Annotated in this window: 17 protein-coding genes and 2 pseudogenes; 10 read left to right on the top strand and 9 right to left on the bottom strand. The window is 71.6% G+C overall.

Going from position 1 to position 20,023, the window contains the following annotated elements; genetic code table 11:
- Nucleotides 1–66: 66 nt before the first annotated feature.
- Genes AC5WRT_RS19985 through AC5WRT_RS19975 form a run of 3 tightly spaced genes read left to right on the top strand, consistent with a single transcriptional unit; the run spans nucleotide 67 to nucleotide 3,649 of the window.
- On the top strand, nucleotides 67–1,350 hold the full coding sequence (locus AC5WRT_RS19985) for a lycopene cyclase family protein (protein ID WP_496094033.1): 1,284 nt from the start codon (nucleotides 67–69) through the stop codon (nucleotides 1,348–1,350).
- Nucleotides 1,347–2,075 carry a methyltransferase domain-containing protein gene (locus tag AC5WRT_RS19980; protein ID WP_496094032.1) on the top strand — a complete coding sequence of 243 codons (729 nt, stop codon included), beginning with the start codon at nucleotides 1,347–1,349 and terminating at the stop codon, nucleotides 2,073–2,075. Before AC5WRT_RS19985 ends, AC5WRT_RS19980 begins: the two co-directional genes overlap by 4 nt.
- Nucleotides 2,072–3,649: an FAD-dependent oxidoreductase gene (locus tag AC5WRT_RS19975; protein ID WP_496094031.1), complete on the top strand. Its 1,578-nt coding sequence runs from the start codon at nucleotides 2,072–2,074 to the stop codon at nucleotides 3,647–3,649. The genes AC5WRT_RS19980 and AC5WRT_RS19975 overlap by 4 nt, the downstream gene beginning before the upstream one ends.
- Nucleotides 3,650–4,011: 362 nt before the next feature.
- Here AC5WRT_RS19975 and AC5WRT_RS19970 read toward each other — a convergent pair.
- The 6 genes and pseudogenes from AC5WRT_RS19970 to AC5WRT_RS19945 form a co-directional block, all read right to left on the bottom strand.
- Nucleotides 4,012–4,107: pseudogene (locus AC5WRT_RS19970) on the bottom strand (DUF5133 domain-containing protein); the annotation flags it as partial.
- A 162-nt stretch (nucleotides 4,108–4,269) separates the two neighbouring features.
- Nucleotides 4,270–4,482 (bottom strand): helix-turn-helix domain-containing protein, encoded by a 213-nt coding sequence (locus AC5WRT_RS19965; protein ID WP_496094093.1) that lies wholly within the window; start codon nucleotides 4,480–4,482, stop codon nucleotides 4,270–4,272.
- A 90-nt stretch (nucleotides 4,483–4,572) separates the two neighbouring features.
- Nucleotides 4,573–5,370, bottom strand: coding sequence for a restriction endonuclease (locus AC5WRT_RS19960; protein WP_496094030.1), 798 nt, complete (start codon nucleotides 5,368–5,370; stop codon nucleotides 4,573–4,575).
- A 525-nt stretch (nucleotides 5,371–5,895) separates the two neighbouring features.
- Nucleotides 5,896–6,240: an STAS domain-containing protein gene (locus tag AC5WRT_RS19955; protein ID WP_496094029.1), complete on the bottom strand. Its 345-nt coding sequence runs from the start codon at nucleotides 6,238–6,240 to the stop codon at nucleotides 5,896–5,898.
- A 291-nt stretch (nucleotides 6,241–6,531) separates the two neighbouring features.
- Nucleotides 6,532–7,482 carry an anti-sigma factor RsbA family regulatory protein gene (locus AC5WRT_RS19950; protein WP_496094028.1) on the bottom strand — a complete coding sequence of 317 codons (951 nt, stop codon included), beginning with the start codon at nucleotides 7,480–7,482 and terminating at the stop codon, nucleotides 6,532–6,534.
- Entirely contained in the window at nucleotides 7,479–8,261 is a 783-nt protein-coding gene (locus AC5WRT_RS19945) for an MEDS domain-containing protein (RefSeq protein ID WP_496094027.1), read from the bottom strand. Before AC5WRT_RS19945 ends, AC5WRT_RS19950 begins: the two co-directional genes overlap by 4 nt.
- A 700-nt stretch (nucleotides 8,262–8,961) precedes the next feature.
- On the opposite strand from AC5WRT_RS19945, the gene AC5WRT_RS19940 reads away from it, so the two are divergent.
- Both AC5WRT_RS19940 and AC5WRT_RS19935 read left to right on the top strand, forming a co-directional pair.
- Nucleotides 8,962–9,414, top strand: a complete 453-nt coding sequence (locus AC5WRT_RS19940) for a MerR family transcriptional regulator (protein WP_496100463.1) — start codon at nucleotides 8,962–8,964, stop codon at nucleotides 9,412–9,414.
- A gap of 11 nt (nucleotides 9,415–9,425) precedes the next feature.
- On the top strand, nucleotides 9,426–10,493 hold the full coding sequence (locus tag AC5WRT_RS19935; RefSeq protein ID WP_496094025.1) for an SDR family oxidoreductase: 1,068 nt from the start codon (nucleotides 9,426–9,428) through the stop codon (nucleotides 10,491–10,493).
- A 286-nt stretch (nucleotides 10,494–10,779) separates the two neighbouring features.
- Here the strand turns inward: AC5WRT_RS19935 and AC5WRT_RS19930 are convergent, their stop codons facing one another.
- On the bottom strand, nucleotides 10,780–11,421 hold the full coding sequence (locus AC5WRT_RS19930) for a TetR/AcrR family transcriptional regulator (protein ID WP_496094024.1): 642 nt from the start codon (nucleotides 11,419–11,421) through the stop codon (nucleotides 10,780–10,782).
- Between the two features lie 154 nt (nucleotides 11,422–11,575).
- Between AC5WRT_RS19930 and AC5WRT_RS19925 the strand changes: the two genes are divergently transcribed.
- Nucleotides 11,576–13,813: an MMPL family transporter gene (locus AC5WRT_RS19925; RefSeq protein ID WP_496094023.1), complete on the top strand. Its 2,238-nt coding sequence runs from the start codon at nucleotides 11,576–11,578 to the stop codon at nucleotides 13,811–13,813.
- Nucleotides 13,814–13,875: 62 nt separating this feature from the next.
- Nucleotides 13,876–14,568: a hypothetical protein gene (locus tag AC5WRT_RS19920; protein ID WP_496100462.1), complete on the top strand. Its 693-nt coding sequence runs from the start codon at nucleotides 13,876–13,878 to the stop codon at nucleotides 14,566–14,568.
- Between the two features lie 225 nt (nucleotides 14,569–14,793).
- Here the strand turns inward: AC5WRT_RS19920 and AC5WRT_RS19915 are convergent, their stop codons facing one another.
- A complete protein-coding gene (locus AC5WRT_RS19915) occupies nucleotides 14,794–15,387 on the bottom strand; it encodes a PadR family transcriptional regulator (RefSeq protein ID WP_496094021.1) in 594 nt (197 codons plus the stop codon).
- A gap of 73 nt (nucleotides 15,388–15,460) precedes the next feature.
- Here AC5WRT_RS19915 and AC5WRT_RS19910 point away from each other — a divergent pair, with 73 nt between their 5' ends.
- Entirely contained in the window at nucleotides 15,461–15,931 is a 471-nt protein-coding gene (locus AC5WRT_RS19910; RefSeq protein ID WP_496094020.1) for a hypothetical protein, read from the top strand.
- Between the two features lies 1 nt (nucleotide 15,932).
- Nucleotides 15,933–17,105 carry an FAD-dependent oxidoreductase gene (locus AC5WRT_RS19905; RefSeq protein WP_496100461.1) on the top strand — a complete coding sequence of 391 codons (1,173 nt, stop codon included), beginning with the start codon at nucleotides 15,933–15,935 and terminating at the stop codon, nucleotides 17,103–17,105.
- A gap of 1,138 nt (nucleotides 17,106–18,243) precedes the next feature.
- On the opposite strand, the gene AC5WRT_RS19900 is transcribed toward AC5WRT_RS19905, so the two are convergent.
- Nucleotides 18,244–18,780 carry a GNAT family N-acetyltransferase gene (locus AC5WRT_RS19900; RefSeq protein WP_496094018.1) on the bottom strand — a complete coding sequence of 179 codons (537 nt, stop codon included), beginning with the start codon at nucleotides 18,778–18,780 and terminating at the stop codon, nucleotides 18,244–18,246.
- A 508-nt stretch (nucleotides 18,781–19,288) separates the two neighbouring features.
- Here AC5WRT_RS19900 and AC5WRT_RS19895 point away from each other — a divergent pair.
- Nucleotides 19,289–19,594, top strand: a pseudogene (locus tag AC5WRT_RS19895) (MOSC domain-containing protein); the annotation flags it as partial.
- Nucleotides 19,595–20,023 lie beyond the last annotated feature (429 nt).

The following is a 20,023-nucleotide window of genomic DNA, read 5'->3' as shown; positions in this document are numbered from 1 at the left end:
GGAACTCCCGCCGCCGCGAGTTTGCATCCAGAGCGGATCGGAAGAGCGCCGAGGAAGGGAGACGCCGTGCCGGAGGCGGACGTGGCCGTCGTGGGTGCGGGCGCAGCCGGGCTGTCGCTGGCCCACCGGCTCGCCGGGAGCGTTCCCGGCCTGCGGACACCCTCCGTGGTGCTGGTGGACGCGCCGCCCGGCCCGCTGCGGCCGCCTCCGCGGACCTGGTGCTACTGGACGGCGGACCGAGGACGGTTCGACGCGGCGGTGCGTGCCGAGTGGCGGCTGCTGAGGGTGCGCCCGCGCACCGGCGCCCCGGTCGAGGGGGACGTCGCCCCCCTGCGGTACCGCATGATCCGCTCCGACGACTTCGAGCGCCTGGTGGCCCGGGACCTGGCCCGCAGCCCCAACGTGCGGCGCCTCGAAGCGACCGTGGGCGCGGTGGAGGACGTGCCGGGCGGCGCACACGTCCACCTGAGGGACTCCGACGGCCGGGCGCGGGTCCTCAGTGCCCGCTGGGTGCTCGACTCCCGCCCCCCTGGCAGCCTTCCGGCCGCCCGCACCACCCTGCTGCAGCACTTCCACGGCTGGTTCGTGCGCACCGCCCGGCCCGCCTTCGACCCGGCCGTCGTGGAGCTGATGGACTTCCGCACCCCGCAGCCCGCCCACGGCCTGTCCTTCGGCTACGTCCTGCCGACCGGGCCGTTCGAGGCGCTCGTGGAGTACACCGAGTTCTCCCCGCGCACCCTCACGGCAGAGCAGTACGAGGCCGCCGTACGGCACTACGCCGATGAGGTGCTGCGGCTCGGCGAACGGCAGGTCCTGGCCACCGAGACCGGCGTCATCCCGATGACCGACGCGCCGATCCCCCGGCAGACCGGAGCCTCGGTCTTCCGCATCGGCGCCGCCGGAGGTGCGACCCGGCCCGCCACCGGCTACACCTTCGCCGGGTTGCAGCGCCAGACCAGGGCCGTTGCCGACGCCCTGCGCCGTGGGCGCCGCCCGATGCCGCCCGCCGCCCACCCGGCGCGCTTCCGCGCCATGGACGCCGTCCTGCTGCGCGCCCTGGACAGCGGCCGGGCCGACGGACCGGAACTGTTCAGCCGCCTGTTCGCCCGCGTGCCCATGGCACGGCTGCTGCGCTTCCTCGACGGAAGCACCCGCCTGCGGGAGGACCTGTCCATCGGTCTGAGCACGCCCGTCGGCCCGATGCTGCGCTCCGCCCTGGAACTGCCCCGCCTGCCCCGCCGCCCCTTCGACCTGCCCCCGTCACCGCTTCCGGTCACGCCTCCCCCCACCGGGTCGCTTCCCGACCCCGACCCGACCTCCCCGCACCTCCCCCCGACGGAGACCGCATGACGCTCCTGCGCGACGAGCACCTCGCCGCCGCCTTCGACCACGCCTCCCGCACCTACGACACGCTCGTGGCCGCCAACCCCGGCTACCACTCCCACCTGCGGCGCTCGGTGCGCCGGCTCGGCCTGCCCGGGCACGGGCAGGGGCTGCGCCTGCTGGATCTCGGATGCGGCACCGGCGCCTCCACCGCCGCGCTGCGGTCCGTCCTGCCCGCCGCCGACATCACGGCCGTGGACGCCTCGGCCGGCATGCTTCGGCGGGCCGTGGCCAAACCGTGGGCGGACGGGGTGACCTTCGTGCACGCTCCCGCCGAGCGGCTGTCCGAGGCAGGGGTGAGCGGCCCCTTCGACGCCGTGTTCGCGGCCTACCTCTTCCGCAACGTCACCGATCCGGACGCCGTCCTCGCCGCCGTGTGCGCCCTGCTGCGGCCGGGCGGCCGACTCGGCGTGCACGAATACACCCTCCGCGGGCGGCGCGCCGACCGCGCGGTGTGGACGCTGGTGTGCCGCGGTGCCGTGCAGCCCGTTGCGACCCTGTTGGGGGACGGGCCGCTGTACCGGCACCTGTGGCGCAGCGTGGTGGAGTTCGACACCGCCGGGCGTTTCGCGCGGCGGCTCGACGCGACCGGCTTCGAGCAGGTCCGCGCCCTGCCGCTGCCGGGCTGGCAGACGGGCATCGCCCACACGTTCGTCGCACGCCGGGCACACGACCACGGGGAGGACGCGTGAGGACCCCGTGCCAGGGCGCCGCGCGGCGGGGACGCGACCGGCGGGCCCGGTTCCTGCCTGCCCGGCCCGGTACCCCACGGGTGCAGGGCACCCCGCCGTCGGTCGCGGTGATCGGCGCGGGTGTCGCCGGCCTGGCCGCCGCCACCGTGCTCGCCGAGCGCGGGGTGTCCGTCACCCTGTACGAGAAGCGGCAGTACCTCGGCGGCCGGGTCGGTGGATGGCCGACCGAGCTGCGAGACGGCACCACGGTCACCATGAGCCGCGGCTTCCACGCCTTCTTCCGCCAGTACTACAACCTGCGCGGGCTGCTCCGCCGCACCGACCCTCGCCTGGAGCGGCTCACCGGCCTTGCGGACTACCCGCTGCTCCACGCCGACGGCCTGCACGACAGTTTCCGGCACGTTCCGCGCACACCGCCGCTCAGCGCGCTCGGCTTCGTCGCGCTCAGCCCCTCTTTCCGGCTCGCGGACCTGCGCGCCATGAAGCCCGCGGCGGCCCTGCCCCTGCTCGACGTGCGCGTGCCGCAGGTGTACGACCGTCTGGACGGCACCAGCGCCCACGATCTCCTGGACGCCGTGCGCTTCCCCGAAAGCGCCCGGCACCTCGCCTTCGAGGTGTTCTCCCGCAGCTTCTTCGCCGATCCGCGGGAGCTGTCGGCGGCCGAGATGGCGCTGATGTTCCACATCTACTTCCTCGGCTCCGCCGAAGGACTGCTCTTCGACGTACCCCGCGGGCCCTTTCCGGCCGCCCTGTGGGACCCGCTCGCCGACTATCTGACCCGGCATCGCGCCGAGATGCGCACCGGCACGGCCGTCGAGCACATCGCGCCCCTCCCGGACGGCGCCCTCGTGGTCGCCTCCGACCGGGACGAGCGCCGACACGACGCGGTCGTCCTCGCCCTCGACACCGTGGGGCTGCGCTCGCTGGTCGCCCGCAGCGGACATCTGGGCGACGCGCCCTGGCGCGAGCGGATCGGACGGCTGCGCGCCGCCCCGCCCTTCCTGGTCAGCCGCCTGTGGCTGGACCGGCCGGTCGCATCCGCCCGGCCCGGCTTCCTCGGCACCAGCGGCTTCGGCACCCTGGACAACATCAGCGTGCTGGACCGCTACGAGGACGATGCGGCCCGCTGGAGCGCGCGCACCGGCGGCTCCGTCGTCGAACTGCACGCCTACGCCGTTCCGGCCGGAGTCGCCCGGGACGTCGAACAAAAGCGCCTCCTCGACCAACTGCACCGCGTCTACCCGGAGACCCGCACGGCCACGATCCTGGACGCCCGCCACGAGTGGCACGACGACTGCCCCCTGTTCCCGGTGGGCGGCTACGGCGACCGCCCCACCGTCCGCACCCCGCACCCCCGACTGGTGATGGCCGGCGACCTGGTCCGCACGGGTCTGCCCGTGGCGCTCATGGAACGGGCGGCCACGAGCGGCTTCCTCGCGGCCAATGTTCTGCTGGAGGGCTGGGGGGTGAGGGGGCAGACACTCTGGACGGTGCCGGACCGCGGGCGCAGCGCGTTCCTGAGGGCCCTGGCCTCATGGGGGCGGACGCCCGCCGTCCGAGGACGCCCGGGCTGAATTCCGTCGACACGCGGCGCCCGCCGGGGCGTCCTGCCCGCGCAACGCCGCGTGGACGCCGGCCCGCTGTTCCAGCGGACGATCAGCGGCCGGAAGCCGTGGAGCAGCCGTCGGCGCAGAGGCCCGGATCCACCCCGGTGTTGTCTCACCGACGGCTTCGTGGAAGCACCCGGCCACACCCTCGACGGCGGTTGTTCGTGCCGCCTACGCCGCCGACAGCGCGGTCCGTGCGGACGCTCCGCCGGTCAGGCCGTCAGGATCCGGATGGCCTCACCGGGCGCACGGCGGTCCGCGCGCAACTGTTCCAGGAGAGCGTCGGCGGCGGCAGGAGCGTGGTCCACCGACTGGGTACTGGTCATGACGCACAGCCTGTGCGAGGCGTCTTCCAGGTCCCGGCTCGAGTGGCCGGTGGGCTGCAGGTCATGTCGGAGACGGGCGTCGGCGAAGTGGGCCGGCACGTGCACGCCGTTCCCTCTCTGCGGGCAGCAGCGCAGCGTCAACCTCTCTGGAAAGGCCCGTCGTTCGACCGGGCCCGGCGACTCCCGTGTGCCCCCGCGGGGTCACCGTATGCACTGCTCCTGCCGCAGGGACTCGACGATGCCGCGCGGCCTGGGTGGTCGTCACCGCGCCCGCCGGGCGGTGCCGGTGCGCGCTTCGCCCCCGCGCGCCCTGAGCGTTACGTCCGCTTCGGTGAGCACGCGATGCACGAAGCCGTAGGACCGGCCGTGTGCCTCGGCTATGGCCCGGATCGATCGCCCCTGCTCGTACTCCGCGGCGAAGAGTTCCGCCAGTTTCTCCCGTTCGCCACCGGTGATCCACTTTCCCTTGCGCATTACCCTGTGCACGAAGATCTCCTCTCCGGACCTCGGAGTGTGATCACTGGTGCCCACGTCGCCGCCTTCCATGTGGCGGGCGAGGCGGGCTCAGGACTCGGTGCCGGTCGGCTGCCACGGGCTCGGGCCGGTGCCGTGGCACCATTCCACGAGTCCGGGGCCGTCCACGCAGACGATTCCGCACTGCCGCGCGTACTCCCTTGCAGGTTCCGTGAACTCGCTCGTCGTGACGAGCGCCGCGACATCGGCCCCGTGAACGGCGAAACAGGTGCCCCCGAAACGCTGCACGTCCTGTGAGCCGACCTTGTGGGTGTCGCCGTACTGTTTGCACTGGACGACCAGGCGCCGTCCGTCCGGAGTGACCGCGACGACGTCCGCTCCCAGATCGCCCGCGCCTCCCACCACTTCCACCTCGCGACAGCCGTTGTCGGCGCACAGGTCGGCTACGGCTCGCTCGAAACCGTCGGGGTCCAGCGCGGCGTAGTCGGCCAAGCAGGCGTCGGTGGCTGTCGACACGGCGTCAGCGACGTGCTCTGTCGGTCCGCCGACCTGTGCCGTCGGCCGGCCGGCTTCCACCACCACCGTGTCGCGCAGTTCGTCGGACACCGTCTCGGCTGCTTCCTCCAGTGCCCGGGCGGCCCGGGCGGCACAGCGCGTGACAGACGCCCTGCGCCACCCGGACCAGGACGGCAAAGCGCCCGCGACGCCGAGCAGGGCCAGGACAACGACCCACGAGGGGCGACGCTCGACGATGCCTGCCGCGGTGCGCACCAAGAACGCCAGGACGCAGAAGACGATCGCCAACAGTGCGAAGAACACAGCGGTTGCGCGCAGATCGAACCGTCGTTCTCCACGTGCACGGCGAACAGGGCGCGTCGGTACGGTCATCCGGGCTTCCTCCTGGGCAGCGGGTGAAGATCACTGATCCACGCATGCCCAAGATCGAGGAATTGGCAGCCGTGAGCGACGGCGCTGTGGCGCACGACCCACGCTGTGCTGACCCGTGGAGGGCTCCTGCTGCGTGAACAGCTGACGGCTTCCGCGGCCGCCGACCGCCGACCCGCCCCGAGAGTCCGACATGCGGCCCGGCCCGCCGGCGGTGTCGCGCAGGCGGCCGGGAAGGCCGATGTCCGCCTGTCGCTCCTGCCCCGCATGCCGTCTGTGTGGAGCAGGAGCCGGCCGTCGCGGCACAGGTCGAGTGCCTGGACTTGGCGGACACCTCGATCCAGGACGCCGAACGGCATGTCGGCAGCTGGCCGGTGGCGTCGACGTCGTGACCCGATGGTGGCTGGGGGCGTCCGCTCCGCTGTGGCAGGTGGGGCGGTGGCTCGGGCAGCCGAGATGCTCTGGGACCTGCTCGGCGCCGGCACGGAGTTCGGTGGCTCGTCCCCATGCCGTTTCACGGTCCTGCTGTCAGGTATGGCCGAGTGACTCCGAAGTACCGGCGCGTTCGCCTGTGATGGGCCCGCTCAGCGCGGCGTTCACTGTCGGGAAGACGGGGAGCAGGGCGTCGACGCCGAGGAGGCGCCACACCTGCTGGTAGTGGTCGCTGAGGGCGGCGACGCGCAGGGTGCCGGCATGGCTGCCGAGCACGCGCGACAGCGTGATGATCATGCTGACGCCCGAGGAATCGAGGTACTGCACCTCGGCGGCGTCCAGCACGAGGGTCGTGCAGCCCTGACGGATCCAGCCTTCGCACGCGGCGCCGACGTCGGAGGCGTTGTCGTAGTCCAACTGCGCCGGCAGTCGCACAACCATCGTGTCCGCCCGTCTCAGCCGTACCGTCACCATCGAGAACGGACTCCCATCCATTTCCGCTCATGCCGGGCCGCAGCCCCCGATACCCTTCTGCAGGCCGCCCTGTTCCGGCCGCACCCACCGCGCCTACCCTGGGACGTCCTCGGCCACGCAGGCCCCGGCGGCGGACTGGTGAGCAGGCGTTCCGACGGTGGATCGGCCGGTGTGGCCGACGGGTCCCGCACGTGTACGTGAGGGTCCATTGCGCGTGGGCCGAAAGGCGCCATCGTGTGCCTGGGGCAGCCAGGGGGCTCACTCGGGCAACTCGGTGTGGAGGCGGATCGTGGTTCCTTCGTCCGGTGTGGACCGGATCTCGACGAGATCGCAGAGCTGGTGCACGAGCCACAGACCGCGGCCACCCACCTGCCTGGCGGTCGGCCGTGAGCGTCCGGCCAGTGGATCCTCCAGGTAGCCGGCGTCGCGGAACTCGCAGACAAGGCGTCCCTCCTCGCCCCACGTGCGCAGCACGCCCTGTCCGCCGCCGTGGCGGATGCTGTTGGTGGCCACCTCTGTCGCGGCCAGGTGCAGTTCGCGCAGTCGTCGGCCGGTCAGGCCGTGCTGTTCGGCGCAGGCAGCGATCTTCTCTCGCAGCGCCGGCAGGTCACCGCTGGTGTAGGGGAACGTGTCGTAGGGATCACAGGGGTCGGTCAGCGGGGCGAACGCGTACGGTGCCCGCGCGTCGTAGTCCTCGCACGGCGCCGTGCGGCCGTCCGAGCGGATCTGGGGGTGGCACCGGGCCATCTCGGTCAAGGCGGCCCTGTCGTGTGCGACGTCGTAGGGGCACAGGAGCCACCAGGCCGGGCCCTGGGCGAACGCTCTGTTGAGCAGCCATTCGTGGTAACGCAGTTCCTCGGCCTCGGCTGGGCTGCGGACCTGGTCCCAGGGTGACTCGCCGATCCCGCGGACGGGCCGCCCCTCCGAGACGTGTTCGTTGATCCATTCCTGCCACGCAGCGATGAGCCGGCCCGGATGATGCGCCACGCGACTGGTGTCGACGTAACGCACCGTGTCGTTCTCACGGATCTCGGCCCGCAGCAAAGACGCCTTCTCCTGCGGCACGGCCACGACGACTGCCTCGTCGCCGTCAAGGGCTTCCTGGATGAAACCCAACGTGCCCGCGACGAACTCGTCGCTGCCGGAGTACGGGTACAGCTCGTGCCGGTACCCGGTGCGGGCGGCGGAGCCGGACGAAGAGCGGGTCACGGCGCCATCACCACCGGAATGTCCGGGATCGCGAACCCGGACAGCTTCCAGGCGAGCCGCACGGTCTCGTTGGTGCCTTCCAGTACGACCTTGCGATCCGGAAGGTGTCTGGCGGCATCGGCCAGCGCGGTCATTCCGGCGGCGTCGAAGAACTCCAGGTCGTGGCAGAGCAGGCGCACCGTCGGCGTGTGGGCGAGGAGGGTGCACAGAACGGTGCCGAAGGCCACCGCGCCGTCGCTGTCGACAGTCCCGGTCACCCTCCAGCCTTCCTGCTCGGTCCGGTACACCCGGAACGCAGGTGACACGGGACCGCTGCCCAGGTGATGCGGATGTACGCAGCTGATCTGCTGCAGAGCCGGGAGGTCCCAGTCGCCACCGCTGTAGGCGCAGACCACCATGGCTCCGGTATCGGCGGCGAACTCCTCAAGATCGAGTTCGCTGCGCAACCACTCCCCGTCGCGTCCCGTGCGGGCGCCGGGCATGACATGGTGCAGCACGCGAAGGGAGCGGAATCCCTCGCGGTCGGCAGCGGCCGCGGCCCGGCGCACGGCAGAGAGGAGAGAGCCCTTCAACCGGGAAGGGTCGAGCACCAGCTGTGCGAACTCGCTTTGTGCCTGCGGGCCGGGTCCGACGATCACCACCTTGTCGCCGTGCAACGCGCCGTCCGCGACGAAGGCGCGACTGCGGTCGATGACGTCGTCGGTACGATCCAGCATGTGGCAGACATGATCGCCGGTGTCGACCTCGTCCAGAGTTGGCAGTACGCGCGGCGTTCTCACTGCTCCTCCCTCGTTCCCTCCTCACTTTAGTGCCGCGTCACCTCCTCCCGGGTGATCTCCAGGCATCGGCCGGGCCGTCGACGCGGGCGGTGTCCTGGACGTCAGGTGCGCCGGGGCGGCCGAGGAGGGGGCGTGGCCCCCGGCGAGCCGGAGTCCGCAGCCGGGCGCACGAACCGCTCCGGCGGCAGGGGCCCGGCGCTCTGCAGCGGGTTCGGCGGGGTCGAGGCGAAGTCCTGCGGCCTACACGCCGGCGGTCGCGCGGCGACGCCGGGCGGGACCGTCGGCGGGGGAGAGGCCGGGGCGGGCGTGCGGGGTGGCGCCACCGGCCGGCGACGTGCGGCGGCGACGTCCGTCACGAGCCGGGGTTCCACCGGCGTGCCGTTCGGGGTCTCCCGCCCGGGCGCGGGCGCTGGTGCCGGCGGTTCGCGACGGGCGGGGCGGGCGGCCCGCCCGTCGCAGATGCTTGTACGAGGTCGAGCGTGCCCGCGTCGACCACCCGCGGGGAGATCGTGCGGTTACGATGCGGAGCACTCGCCTCCTGTGCGGGTCTTCCGCCGCCGCTCGACCGCGCGAACCAGCGGTGCCGGGGAGCTCCCTCACAGCCCAGGCGGACCGACGCGGCCCCGTCCGGGTGACGCGCATCGCATCAGCCACGTTCCGGGTTGACCTCAAGCGCTTGAAGTGTCGGAGGCTTGACCACATGGCAGCGATCAAAGGGCAAGCCGCAGGGCTGACCATCCAGGAGATGGCGCAACGGTCGGGCTTCAGCGAACCCACGCTGCGCTACTACGAGAAGATCGGCCTGCTGGGTGCGGTGGCCCGGGACGAGTCCAGTGGTCACCGCCGCTACGGGCCGGAGACCGTGGACCGTGTCCTGGCGCTGTCCTGCCTGCGCTCGGCGGGGATGACCGTCCCCGGGATGCGCCGCTACCTGGACCTGCTCGCCGAGGGAGATTCCGCGGCGGCCGAACAACGGGACCTGTTCACCTCACAGGCGCAGAGGCTGGCCGCCGAGATCGAGCAACTGCAGCTCCGCCTGGCGTATCTGCGGGGCAAGGCAGACCTGTGGGACGCGCGGGTGCGCGGCGACGCGGACGCCGAGAAACAGGCCATCGACGACGTCACACATGTCATGAACCAATTCACCGACTGAAGGACCGCAAGTTGAGCACAGAGCATGTCGCCGCCTCACCCGCAGAACGCGGCAGGGTACTCGTCACGGGTGGCACCGGATTCGTCGGCAGCCACTCGATAGCCCGGCTGATCGCCGAGGGGTACCGAGTCCGGACGACGGTCCGCAAGCCCGCACAGGAAGTCCAGGTCCTGACCGCGCTCCGGCAGGCCGAGGTCGATCCTGCCGGCCGGCTGGAGTTCGCCGTCGCCGACCTCGGCGCCGAAGGCGGATGGGCGCAGGCCATGGAGGAGGTCGACCATGTACTGCATCACGCGTCGCCCTTTCCCGTCACTCCGCCCCGGACGGAGGACGAAATCATCCTCCCGGCCCGCGACGGTGCGCTGCGCGTCATCGCCGCCGCCCGGACGGCGGGCGTCGCGCGGGTCGTGATGACGTCGTCCTACGCCGCAGTCGGATACACGGTGAAGCCCGACAACCACTACTGCGAAGCGGACTGGACCGACCCGGACACCGAGGGCCTGCCCGCCTACCACAGGTCGAAGGTGCTCGCCGAGCGTGCGGCCTGGGACTACGTGCACGCCCACGGAGACATCGAGTTGACGGTCGTCAACCCCACCGGTGTCTTCGGCCCCCAGCTGGGCGACCGGCCCTCCGGCTCCCTGGGTCTGGTCAGGAACATGCTGACCGGTCGGATGCCGGTGGTGCCGATCATGTACTTCGGCGTCGTCGACGTGCGGGACGTCGTGGACCTGCACCTGCGCGCCATGCTGCACCCGAAGGCGGCGGGCGAGCGTTTCGTCGCTGTCGGAGGACCGTCGATCAGCCTCTTCGGCATGGCGCAGATCCTGCGTGAGCACTTCCCCGCCGCGGCCGGTCTGTTGCCCTCCGGGGAAATGACCATCGAGCAGGTGAGAGAGGCCGCGAAGACCGAACCGGCCTTGCGGGACGCCGCGGCCCTGCAGGGCCGGATCCCCGTCATCAGCAACGAAAAGGCGCGTTCGGTGCTGGGCTGGAAGCCGCGGGACGTCGTCGAGACCATTGTGGCGACCGCGCGCAGCCAGATCGAGCTGGGTCTGACCCTGCCGGGCGCCGGCTGAGCCGCCGTGGCCTGCCGCGCGCCCCGCGACAGCTCAAGCGGCCGCTGCGGAGCCGCCGCCACGAACACGCAGGCCGGGCCGGCCACCGGGATGACCGCCATCGTGCTGAGGCCGCAGTCCGACACATCGGATGCGCCATGGCGTCCTCCGCCGCGGCGAACGACTCCCTGGCAGGAGCCGTCGGCCGTCGGCGGGCACGTCAGGCGCAGCCAGAACAGGTGAGGGCCGCAGTCGGTGCGAACGGCCGGGCGCGGCAGGTTCTGCCCGGTGGGCGCCGGTGCGGGATTCATGGTGCCGGCTGCCGTCGGGGCCGTTCCGGGGAGCCGATGGTGCGCAGTATGCCGAAGGCGCGCGGCAGCGGCGCCGGGCCTGTGTCCGTGCGGCCGGACGCCCGGCGCGCCCTGCGGGTGCGCAGTACGGCACGCACCGCGGACAGGGCGGCGCAGGCGATCACCGCGGCCGTGAGGTCGGCGTCCGGTGTGTCCGGGGGCAGTCTGCGCTCGACCAGGACGGTGAGCCGCTCCTCGAAGTCGGAGAAGGCCTGGACGAGCCGTGCGGTGACGAGGTTCTCGATGTCCTGGACCGGATGGCTGAGGGCGGTCAGGGTCGAGGCGGCGAAGGGCTCTGCCGCCTCCAGCAGAGCGTTGCACACCGCGTCCAGGGGCTCCTCGTCGGCCGGGCGCCGGGCCAGAGCGCCTTCGACGTAGGCGAAGATCTCGACGCCGTCCGGGAGCAGCAGAGCCTCCTTGCTCTCGAAGTACCGGAAGAAGGTGCGCACGGAGACGTTCGCGTATGCGGCGATGTCGGCAACGGTGGTGGCCTCGAAGCCGCGCGTCCTGAACAGACGCGCCGCCCCTTCCAGCAGGCGGTGCCGCGTCTCCTCCTTCTTGCGTTCGCGCAGTCCGGCGGGGGGGATCTCACTCGGCATGGTGAGAAGCCTCCCGCCGTGGTGGCGCGACTGTCAATTGGCACACCTGCCACCCCGGCGGCTTCGCGCCGTCGACAGGGACTCTTACTGTGCGTCGCACTCGCGAATGTCACTTCTGACAATTGTCATACATGCCACTTCTTCTCTAGAGTTCGTGTCACTCGTGACACTTTTTTTGGAGATCATGGTGGCCCGACCTCTGCAGCACCCACCCGCACCGACCGGGGCGCGCACCACCGCGTACCCGGCGACGGATCCTGCCGCGCCCCGCCGCGGACTCGGCCGCATCGGCGGCTTCTGCGCCCGCCACCCGGCAGCGGTGATCGCGGCCTGGCTGCTGATCCTCATCGCCGCTCTGGCCGGACGGCACCTGGCCGCGCCCACCTTCAGCGACCAGGTCAGCCTGCCCGGCACCGCCTCCCACACCGGTGCCGACCTCCTGGCCACCTCGATGCCGCAGGCAGGCAGGCCCAACGGCAAGATCGTGTTTCACTCCGCCGCCGGCGCGGTTGCCGACCAGCGGTCCGCGTTCGACCGGACCCTGGCCGATCTGCGTGAGCTGCCCCATGTCACCACTGTCTCCGAGCCCGTCACCAGCACCGACGGACGCACGGCATACACCACCGTCTCCTTCGACGAGCCACTGAAGAACCTCGGTCACGACTACACCGGGCGACTGGACGAGGCGACCGGGCCCGCCCGGGCGGCTGGGCTCGGCGTCGCCTACGGCGGCGACCTGGATCAGGTGGTTCGTGCACCGGCCGACGACAAGCTGAGCGAGGGGGTGGGCGTCGTCACCGCCCTCGCCATCCTGCTGCTGGCCTTCGGCAGTGTCCTCGCCGCGCTGCTGCCGCTGATCACCGCACTGATCAGCGTGGGAGTCGGCCTGGGCATCGTGGGCATCGTCGCCGCCACCCTCTCTTTCGCGACCTCGGCCACCACCCTTGCCGGCATGATCGGGCTGGGCGTCGGCATCGACTACGCCCTGTTCCTGACGACGCGCTTTCGTCAGGACCTCATCGACGGGCAAGACCCGGTCGACGCCGCGGCCCGCACGGCGGACACCAGCGGACGCGCCGTCGTCACCGCCGCTGTGACCGTGGCCGTCGCCATGCTCAGTCTCTACGCCTGCGGGCTGACCTTCATCGGCAAGATCGGCCTGGCGGCCACTCTTGCCGTCGTCGTCACCGCGGCTGCCGCACTCACCCTCGTACCGGCGGCCCTGGCCCTGGTCGGCAGGCGCATCGACCGGTTCGGGCTACGACGCCCGGTCGCCGAGGGCACGACGGCGGGCGGCGGCCGAAACCGCTATGCGGACCTCGTGGCCCGGTCCCCCTGGGCGTTCCTCGCCGTCGGCGTCGCCGTCCTCGGCGTGTGTTCCCTGCCTGCGCTGTCGATGCGGCTCGGCCATGTCGACGCCGGTGCCGACCGACCTGGCAGCAGCACGCGGACCGCGTACGACTGGATCGCCCGGGCCGACGGGCCGGGCTTCGGAGCGGGCGCGAACGGTCCGATCGTCACCGTCGTGGATGTGAGCGGTGCGAAGTCGCCCGTCGACCGGATCACGGACGACGTGACCGCGGCCCTGAGGACCACCCACGGCGTGGCTGCCTTCACCCCCGTCAGCGCGAGCACCGACGGAAGGGTCCTCGTCACCACGGTCACCCCGACCACCGGCCCGCAGGACGCCGCGACCGCCGACCTGCTCGAGACCCTCTCCGGGCGAACCTTGCCGAAAGCGCTCCACGGCACGGGTGCCGAGGCCTACCTCACCGGAACCGTGGCCGGGCAGGCCGACTTCCGGGACACGGTCGGTGATCGGCTGCCCATCGTGATCGGCATCGTCCTGGTCCTCGCCTTCCTGCTGCTCATGACGGTCTTCCGCAGTCTGGTGATCCCGCTCAAGGCAGTCGTGCTCAACCTCTGCACCACGGCCGCGTCATACGGCGTGCTGGTCGTGGTCTTCCAGTGGGGCTGGGGTGACTCACTGCTCGGGCTCTCGGAGCCGGTACCCATCGAGTCGTACGTGCCGATGATGATGTTCGCGATCGTCTTCGGGCTGTCCATGGACTACGAGATCTTCCTGCTGTCCCGGATCGCCGAGGCCTGGCACCGCAGCGGCGACAACCGGCTCGCCGTGGGGGAGGGGCTGTCCGCGACGGCGCGCGTGATCTCCGCCGCGGCCTTCATCATGACCGCGGTGTTCCTGTCCTTCACCGCCTCACCGACCGTGGTCGTGAAGATGCTCGCCCTGGGGCTCGCGATCAGCGTGATCATCGACGCCACGGTGGTCCGCCTGATCCTGGTGCCGTCCGCCATGTTCCTCATCGGCCGGGCGAACTGGTGGATACCCCGCCGGCTCGACCGGGTCCTGCCGCGCCTGCACGCCTGACCACCCGCCGATCGATCCGGAGCTGTGAGCACATGATGGTGAACCGCCGCGGAAGGACCCGCGTGATCCTGGTCGTGACCGTCGCGACCCTGGCACTCCTCACCTGCGCGACCGACCTCCTGGTCGAGCACCGGACCGAGGAGCGGGTGGTCGCCCGGGCCACACGCCGGCTGAAGCCGGACGGCCCGGTGCACGCCGATCTCACCACCCCGCTCGCGGGCCTGCGCACCCTCGGCGGGGAGGTCGGAGACGTGGAGGTGAGCGCCAAAGGCGTACACCGTCAGCATGCCGTGCTGGATGTGACCGTCCACCTGAAAGACGTCACGACGAACGGGGACAGCGCCGGCGGCACCGGGAACGCCACCCTGGGATACGAGCAGGTGACCCGGCGCCTGGGCGCGCTGGGCAGCGGCCTGACGGCCGGCGGCCAGGACGGCGACCTGATCCTCGAGGGGAGCGCCGGCCGGCTGGGACTGCCGGTCACGGTGCGGGCGGCCCTGTCCACGACGGCGCATGTCTTGACCATCACCCCCACCAGGGTGAGCGTCCTGGGCCGCAGCGTGCCCGTCGACGACCTCGCCGGTCTGCCGGCCACCTCCGGGCTCCGCGACGAACTGGCGCCCAGAACCGTGGCGGTCACCGGACTGCCCCGGGGCATCGCGCTCACATCGGCGCACGCCGCGGCGGACGGCCTCGTGCTCGGCTTCTCCGTCGCCGCGGGTCCGACACCGGGCGCGGGCGGGAAAGCCGCCTGATCGTCCGAGCGGCAGGTACCCCGTGGGACCGGGCCTTTTCCATGGTCCCACCGGCCTGGCCGGCCATGTGAGACGGCGGTCTACGCCTCCACCGCTGCCGTGCTGGAGGAAGTCGGCTCGCGCGCACCTCCGTGCGGCGCCCTCCTGCGGGTATGCCGAATTCTGACACTCCGACACTCCTGCGGGCGGGGCGTGATCCGTTACGGCCCGGAGAACCGGCCGATGTCAGGACGCGGCTCGGGCCAGCGCCGCCAGGGTGTCGAAGTCCCATGAGAGTCTTCCCGAGCGCAGGTCCGCGGTGACCGTGTCGAGCCAGTTCAACTCGGCGGTCAGTACCGCGCGCCGGTACTCGTCCTCCAGCACGGTGATCCGGGGCAGCGCCAGGTGGCGGGAGTGTTCGGCAGAGGCCTCCAACTCGACCAGCTGCGCCCTTGCCTGGGCGGCCCGGGCGGCGAGGTCGGCCTCCACCTCGTGCGGCGGCAGCATCATGGTGAACGAGAGCGCGGCGGGGAACTGCGGGTACTCCGGCCCGGTCGAGACCAGCATCTCCCGCAGCCACGCGCGCGTGGTCGTGCGGCCCGCTTCGGTCACCTCGTACACCGTGCGCTCCGGGTACTGCTGGTCCCGGCTTGTCTCGCGCACCGCGATCAGCCCGGCGTCGAGCAGCCGGTCGATGGTCCGGTACAGGCTCGCCCGCTGGCTGACGTTGACGACCTGGTCCTTCCCCCATTGCTTGATCAGGCGCTGGATGCCGTAGGGGTGCAGCGGCCGCATGTGCAGAAGTGAGAGGACCGTGAGGCCGAGAGGGGAGCTGCGCATGTCTGGAGCCTACCGGAACCAATTTCAAGAGAACTAGTTGACATAAGACTAGTTGCATTGCAACTATCAAGGCATGACGACAGCGATCCCGCTCGCGTCCGCCGAGCGCATCCACGCGGACCACACCACCGTGAAACACCTCGGTCACTGGACCGAGGCCACCGAGTTCGACGTGCGCTCCCGGCGCGCCACCGTCGTGCTGGACCTCCGCTCCTCGCTGATCAGCTGGGACGAGCCGGTCACCGTGAACGTGCAACTCGCCTCTGCCGCGCTGACCCTGCTGCTGCCCGACGCGGTCACCGCGGACGGCTGGGACCTCGCCTTCCGCGGCCGCGGACGGGTGAAGGACGCACAGCCCGGCACCGGACCGGCCCGGCTGCGGCTGGCCGGAGCGGTCACCGACGGCGAGATCCGCCTCCGCCGCGGCGGCACCGCCCAGCTCACCGCCATGTGCTCCCGTGCCTACCTGGAGGACCTGCGCCGTGCCCGTCGCGACGGCGACCTGCCCACCGTCGACGACCCCACCCGCCAGAGGACCCACTGACATGACCCGCACCCGCACCCGCACCGCCATCGTGGTGGGCGGCGGCATCGCCGGCCCGGTCGCAGCCCTCGCGCTGCGCCGGGCCGGAATCGCGGCCACCGTGCACGAGTCCCACGCCACCACCGCCGACGGCGTCGGCGGAGCCCTCGGCGTCGCCCCCAACGGCCGGGCCGCCCTCGGCCTGGTCGGACTGGGCCGGATCGGCGCTCCGATGAACGCCGTCGTGCTGCAGAACCACAAGGGCCGGACCATCACCGAGATCCGCCGGCCCATGGAGTTCAGCTGGCGCGCCGACCTCTACCGGCGGCTTCACGACCTGGCCCTGACGCAAGGCGTCCGGGTCCACCACGGCCACGAACTGGTCGACATCCGAGAGAGCGCCACCGGCATCCGGGCGGTCTTCGCCGACGGCACCTCCAGCGAGGAGGCCGACGTCCTGATCGGCGCGGACGGCCTGCGCTCCACCGTGCGCCGGCTGATCGACCCCCGGGCTCCGCAGCCCCGTTACTCAGGACTGCTCGGATTCGGTGCCCAGGTCGAAGGCGCCGCGCTGCCGGCCACCGGCGACCGGATGTACATGGCCTTCGGGCGCCGGGCCTTCTTCGGGTACCAGACCTTCGACGGCGGCACCGGCGTATGGTTCGCCAACCTCCCCCATCCGTACCGGACATGGAAGGAAGTGCGGCAGACCTCGAACGAGGAGTGGCTGCGCGTCCTGGGCGAGGCCTTCGCCGAGGACACCCTCCCCGCCCTGGAGCTGGTGCGGCGTACCGCCCCCCAGGACCTGATCACCTCCGGCCCCATGGAGGACCTTCCGCACGTCCCGCACTGGCATCGCGGCCGGATGGTACTGGTGGGGGACGCCGCCCACGCCGCGTCCCCCAGCTCCGGCCAGGGCGTCTCGCTCGCCGCCGAGAGCGCCGTCGAACTCGCCCGTTCCCTGAGGGACTTGTCGCATCCCGAGGCCTTCGCGGCCTACGAACGCGCCCGTCGTGACCGGGTCGAGCGCGTCATCGCCCAGGCCGCCCGCACCAACAGCGCAAAGGCCGCCGGGCCGGTGGGCCGCGTGGTCCGGGACGCCCTCCTGCCGCTGTTCGCCCGCCTGGCCACCCCCGAGAAGAGTGCCTGGCAGTACGAACACCAGATCCACTGGGACGCCCCCGTTGCCGTATGAGGACGACACCGCCCGTCTCACTTCCGAAGGGTCCACACAACCGGCCTGCGGCCGTCGGCACTTCACCGCGCCGTGCAGCAGCGAGCGAACGAAGGTCGAAGTGTCGGGCAGCTGGATGATAGGGGACCGCCGGTGAACGGCGTCAACCCCCCTCGCACAATTCGCCATCGGTGCCGAAATCTTCGCCGATCGCTTGGTGGAGGAAATGGTGCAGCTCACGCCGATCGAACAGTCGGGGTGCGGAACGGGCAGTGCTCCGGTGTCGGAGCGGGACCGGTCTCTCGGAAGGTGTTGACGCGACCGCTCACCTCCAATGGCTCTTCGGAACCTGCGCGACGGCGCCCTCGGGTGTGCGCGACGCCGGCTGTTGACCCGGCACGGCTAGGGCGTGTTTCGAAAGTCCCGTCTGGTCCGCGACGCCTGGCACGGCACCTCGCCGCGTTGTCGGGGTCGTCCACGTACGCCCGGTACGAGGACGACCCTCCGCCTTGCGATGCACCGCACCAGACGCCGCGGACCCCGCCCTCCGGGCGGACGACGCTACTTTCGAAACCCTAGGCCATCCCATGGAAAGGACCACTGAACTGCCCGGCGCCCACACCCGCCTTCCGCCGGGCGGAGCCGGTCGGCCGCGTGAAAAGCGGGAGTCGGAGATTTGGCTCGGCTGCCGTCAAGGCCTGGGAGTTTCGATTGGATCAGCCCGGGTCCGCGATGCACGGCACCGCACCGGACGCCGGCCTGTCCGGCGGACCCTGCCGAAGACGGTGCGTTGCGCGCCCCGCTCACCGGCGCGGACGAGCCGGCCGCCGGGGACCGGGCGTTCGCACCGGCGCGGACGTCGGCACCACGGCCAACCCGGGTGTCCTCCGTGAGCGACTCTCAAAGAAATGCGAAACTATGACAAGCGATTCCCCGGGCGCATCTCGGTTCCGGATCGACGGCGTCCTGCGGGACGAGAGCCCGGCCCTTCACCGGCGGGAAGGGCCGGGACGTCGTCGGCAGTACAGACTCACGCCTGTCTCCACACGATCGCCGGCCGCCCGCCCGAGTCGTCGGCTGTCAGGTGCACGGAGTACTCGACCGCGTACTGCTCCGTCCGGCAGGCCGTCGCCGTGGTGGTCGGGCGCCTGCGGGTCGCTCACCTCCGAGGCGTCCAGTCGTCCGCGAGGAGGCCGAGGACGGCTTCGTCCGCGTAACCGCCGTACACCCAGGCAGAACGTCGCAGCGTTCCCTCCCGCGTGAACCCCACCCTTGCTGCCACCGCGAGCATCGGGGTGTTGTCCGTGAGGGTCTCGATCTGCAGGCGCTGTAGACCGCGCACGGCGAATCCGTACTCGCACAGCGTGTGCAGGACATCGGTGCCGAACCCGCGGCCGCGGAACGCGGGCCGCAGGGCCATGCCGATGTGGGCCGTCCGGTTGTGAGCGTCGATACACCAGAGCAGGGCCTCGCCGACCAGTTCCTTGGACTCCAGCTCGACAACGGAGAAGCACGCTGCCTCGTCCGACGGACCGGCCACGGCGAAGGGCGAGTGACCGGAATCCGCGGAGACGGGCCGCCACGGCCGAGAGTCAGCGCGTGACCGTGTGACCACATCCTCGTACAACTCGGAGTGGAGCACCGGGACATCACTCTCGTGGCGGGCGCGCAGCCCGACGTTTTCGCCATGTATCACGGGGCAGTGCTATACGAGCGGACAGCAGCGGAACAACCAGGTTTTCGCGTTCTCAAGAGAACAGCCACGCGCCCGCATCCGTCGACACGGCCCCAGCAACACCGGCTCCAACCCACTGGCCCGGGCCAGAGCGGCACCGGCCACGCGACGACTGGTTCGGGACTGCCCGTACGCTGCGTCGGGGTGGCTTCCCGGAGCGAACGGCAAAATTCCGTCCGCCCCTCCCGGGCAGCGGCAGGCCCCGGCGAACCCGGCCGTCGCCCGCACGGCGTCGATGACCGCCGCCTGACGGCCCACTCGTCGACCATGCTTCGACCCATCGGCCGGCGTAGGAAGCCGCACCGACAAGCGAGCGGCGCATGCCGAAGAGGCCGGCCATGGCGGGTCGACCGGCGCATGCGCCACGCTCACATCGCCGTCACCCGGGGTGTCGGCCGCCGACGCGGGCCCTGCGTCTTGACGCGCGAGGGCGAGGGCCTGTCTGACCCTTCCCGTCTGCCGCGCGACGCCCTGCGAACTCGGCGAGAACATCACCACGCGCGGCATCGACCTGCTCGGTCTGCCGGTCGGGACATTGCTGCGCATCGGCGACCGCGCGGTCCTGGAAGTCACCGGCCTGCGCAACCCCTGTTTGCAGATCGACCACTTCCAGGACGGGCTGCTGAAGCAGGTCGTCGGCCGCGACGAGGCGGGGAACGTGGTGCGCAAAGCCGGAACCATGAGCATCGTCAGGGAAGGCGGTGTGGTGTGCCCTGGCGACTCGATCGAAATGGAACTTCCCGACGGCCCGCACCGATCCCTGGACCGGGTCTGACCGGCTTTCCGGCCGGCAGCGACATGACGACGGCCGCGCGGGTTCGGAAGGTGTGAGGATCAAGCAGGCCGCGCGGCCATGGCTCATCCCGCCTTCTGCGGCGTCGCCTGCCGGCATCTCGGCGAGTCGACCGGAGAGCTCGCGCCGTGCCGGGAACCGCGCTGCGAGTCCGCGCGGCCACGAGCGGGGCCTGGGCACGTGTCGACGAACAGGCGGGACCGGGCCCTGGTTCGCCTGGCCGCGCGATCAGCGAGATCCGCCCGCTCCTGGCGGAGCGCGGATTCGCCGTCGGGCACCTGCCCGGCCTGCGACTGCACGCCCTGGAGGACGCTGTTCGCCTACGCCGCGATCAACCTTGCGTGGACAGAAGAGACGCGGCACCGATTGACCGCGCATTGCCTCCGAGGCATTGCTCGGTATTCCCGCGCG

It is taken from the genome of Streptomyces sp. NTD91, assembly GCF_059510455.1.
The sequence above is the reverse complement of the archived record's forward strand: the minus strand, read 5'-3'. Positions and strand labels throughout refer to the sequence as shown.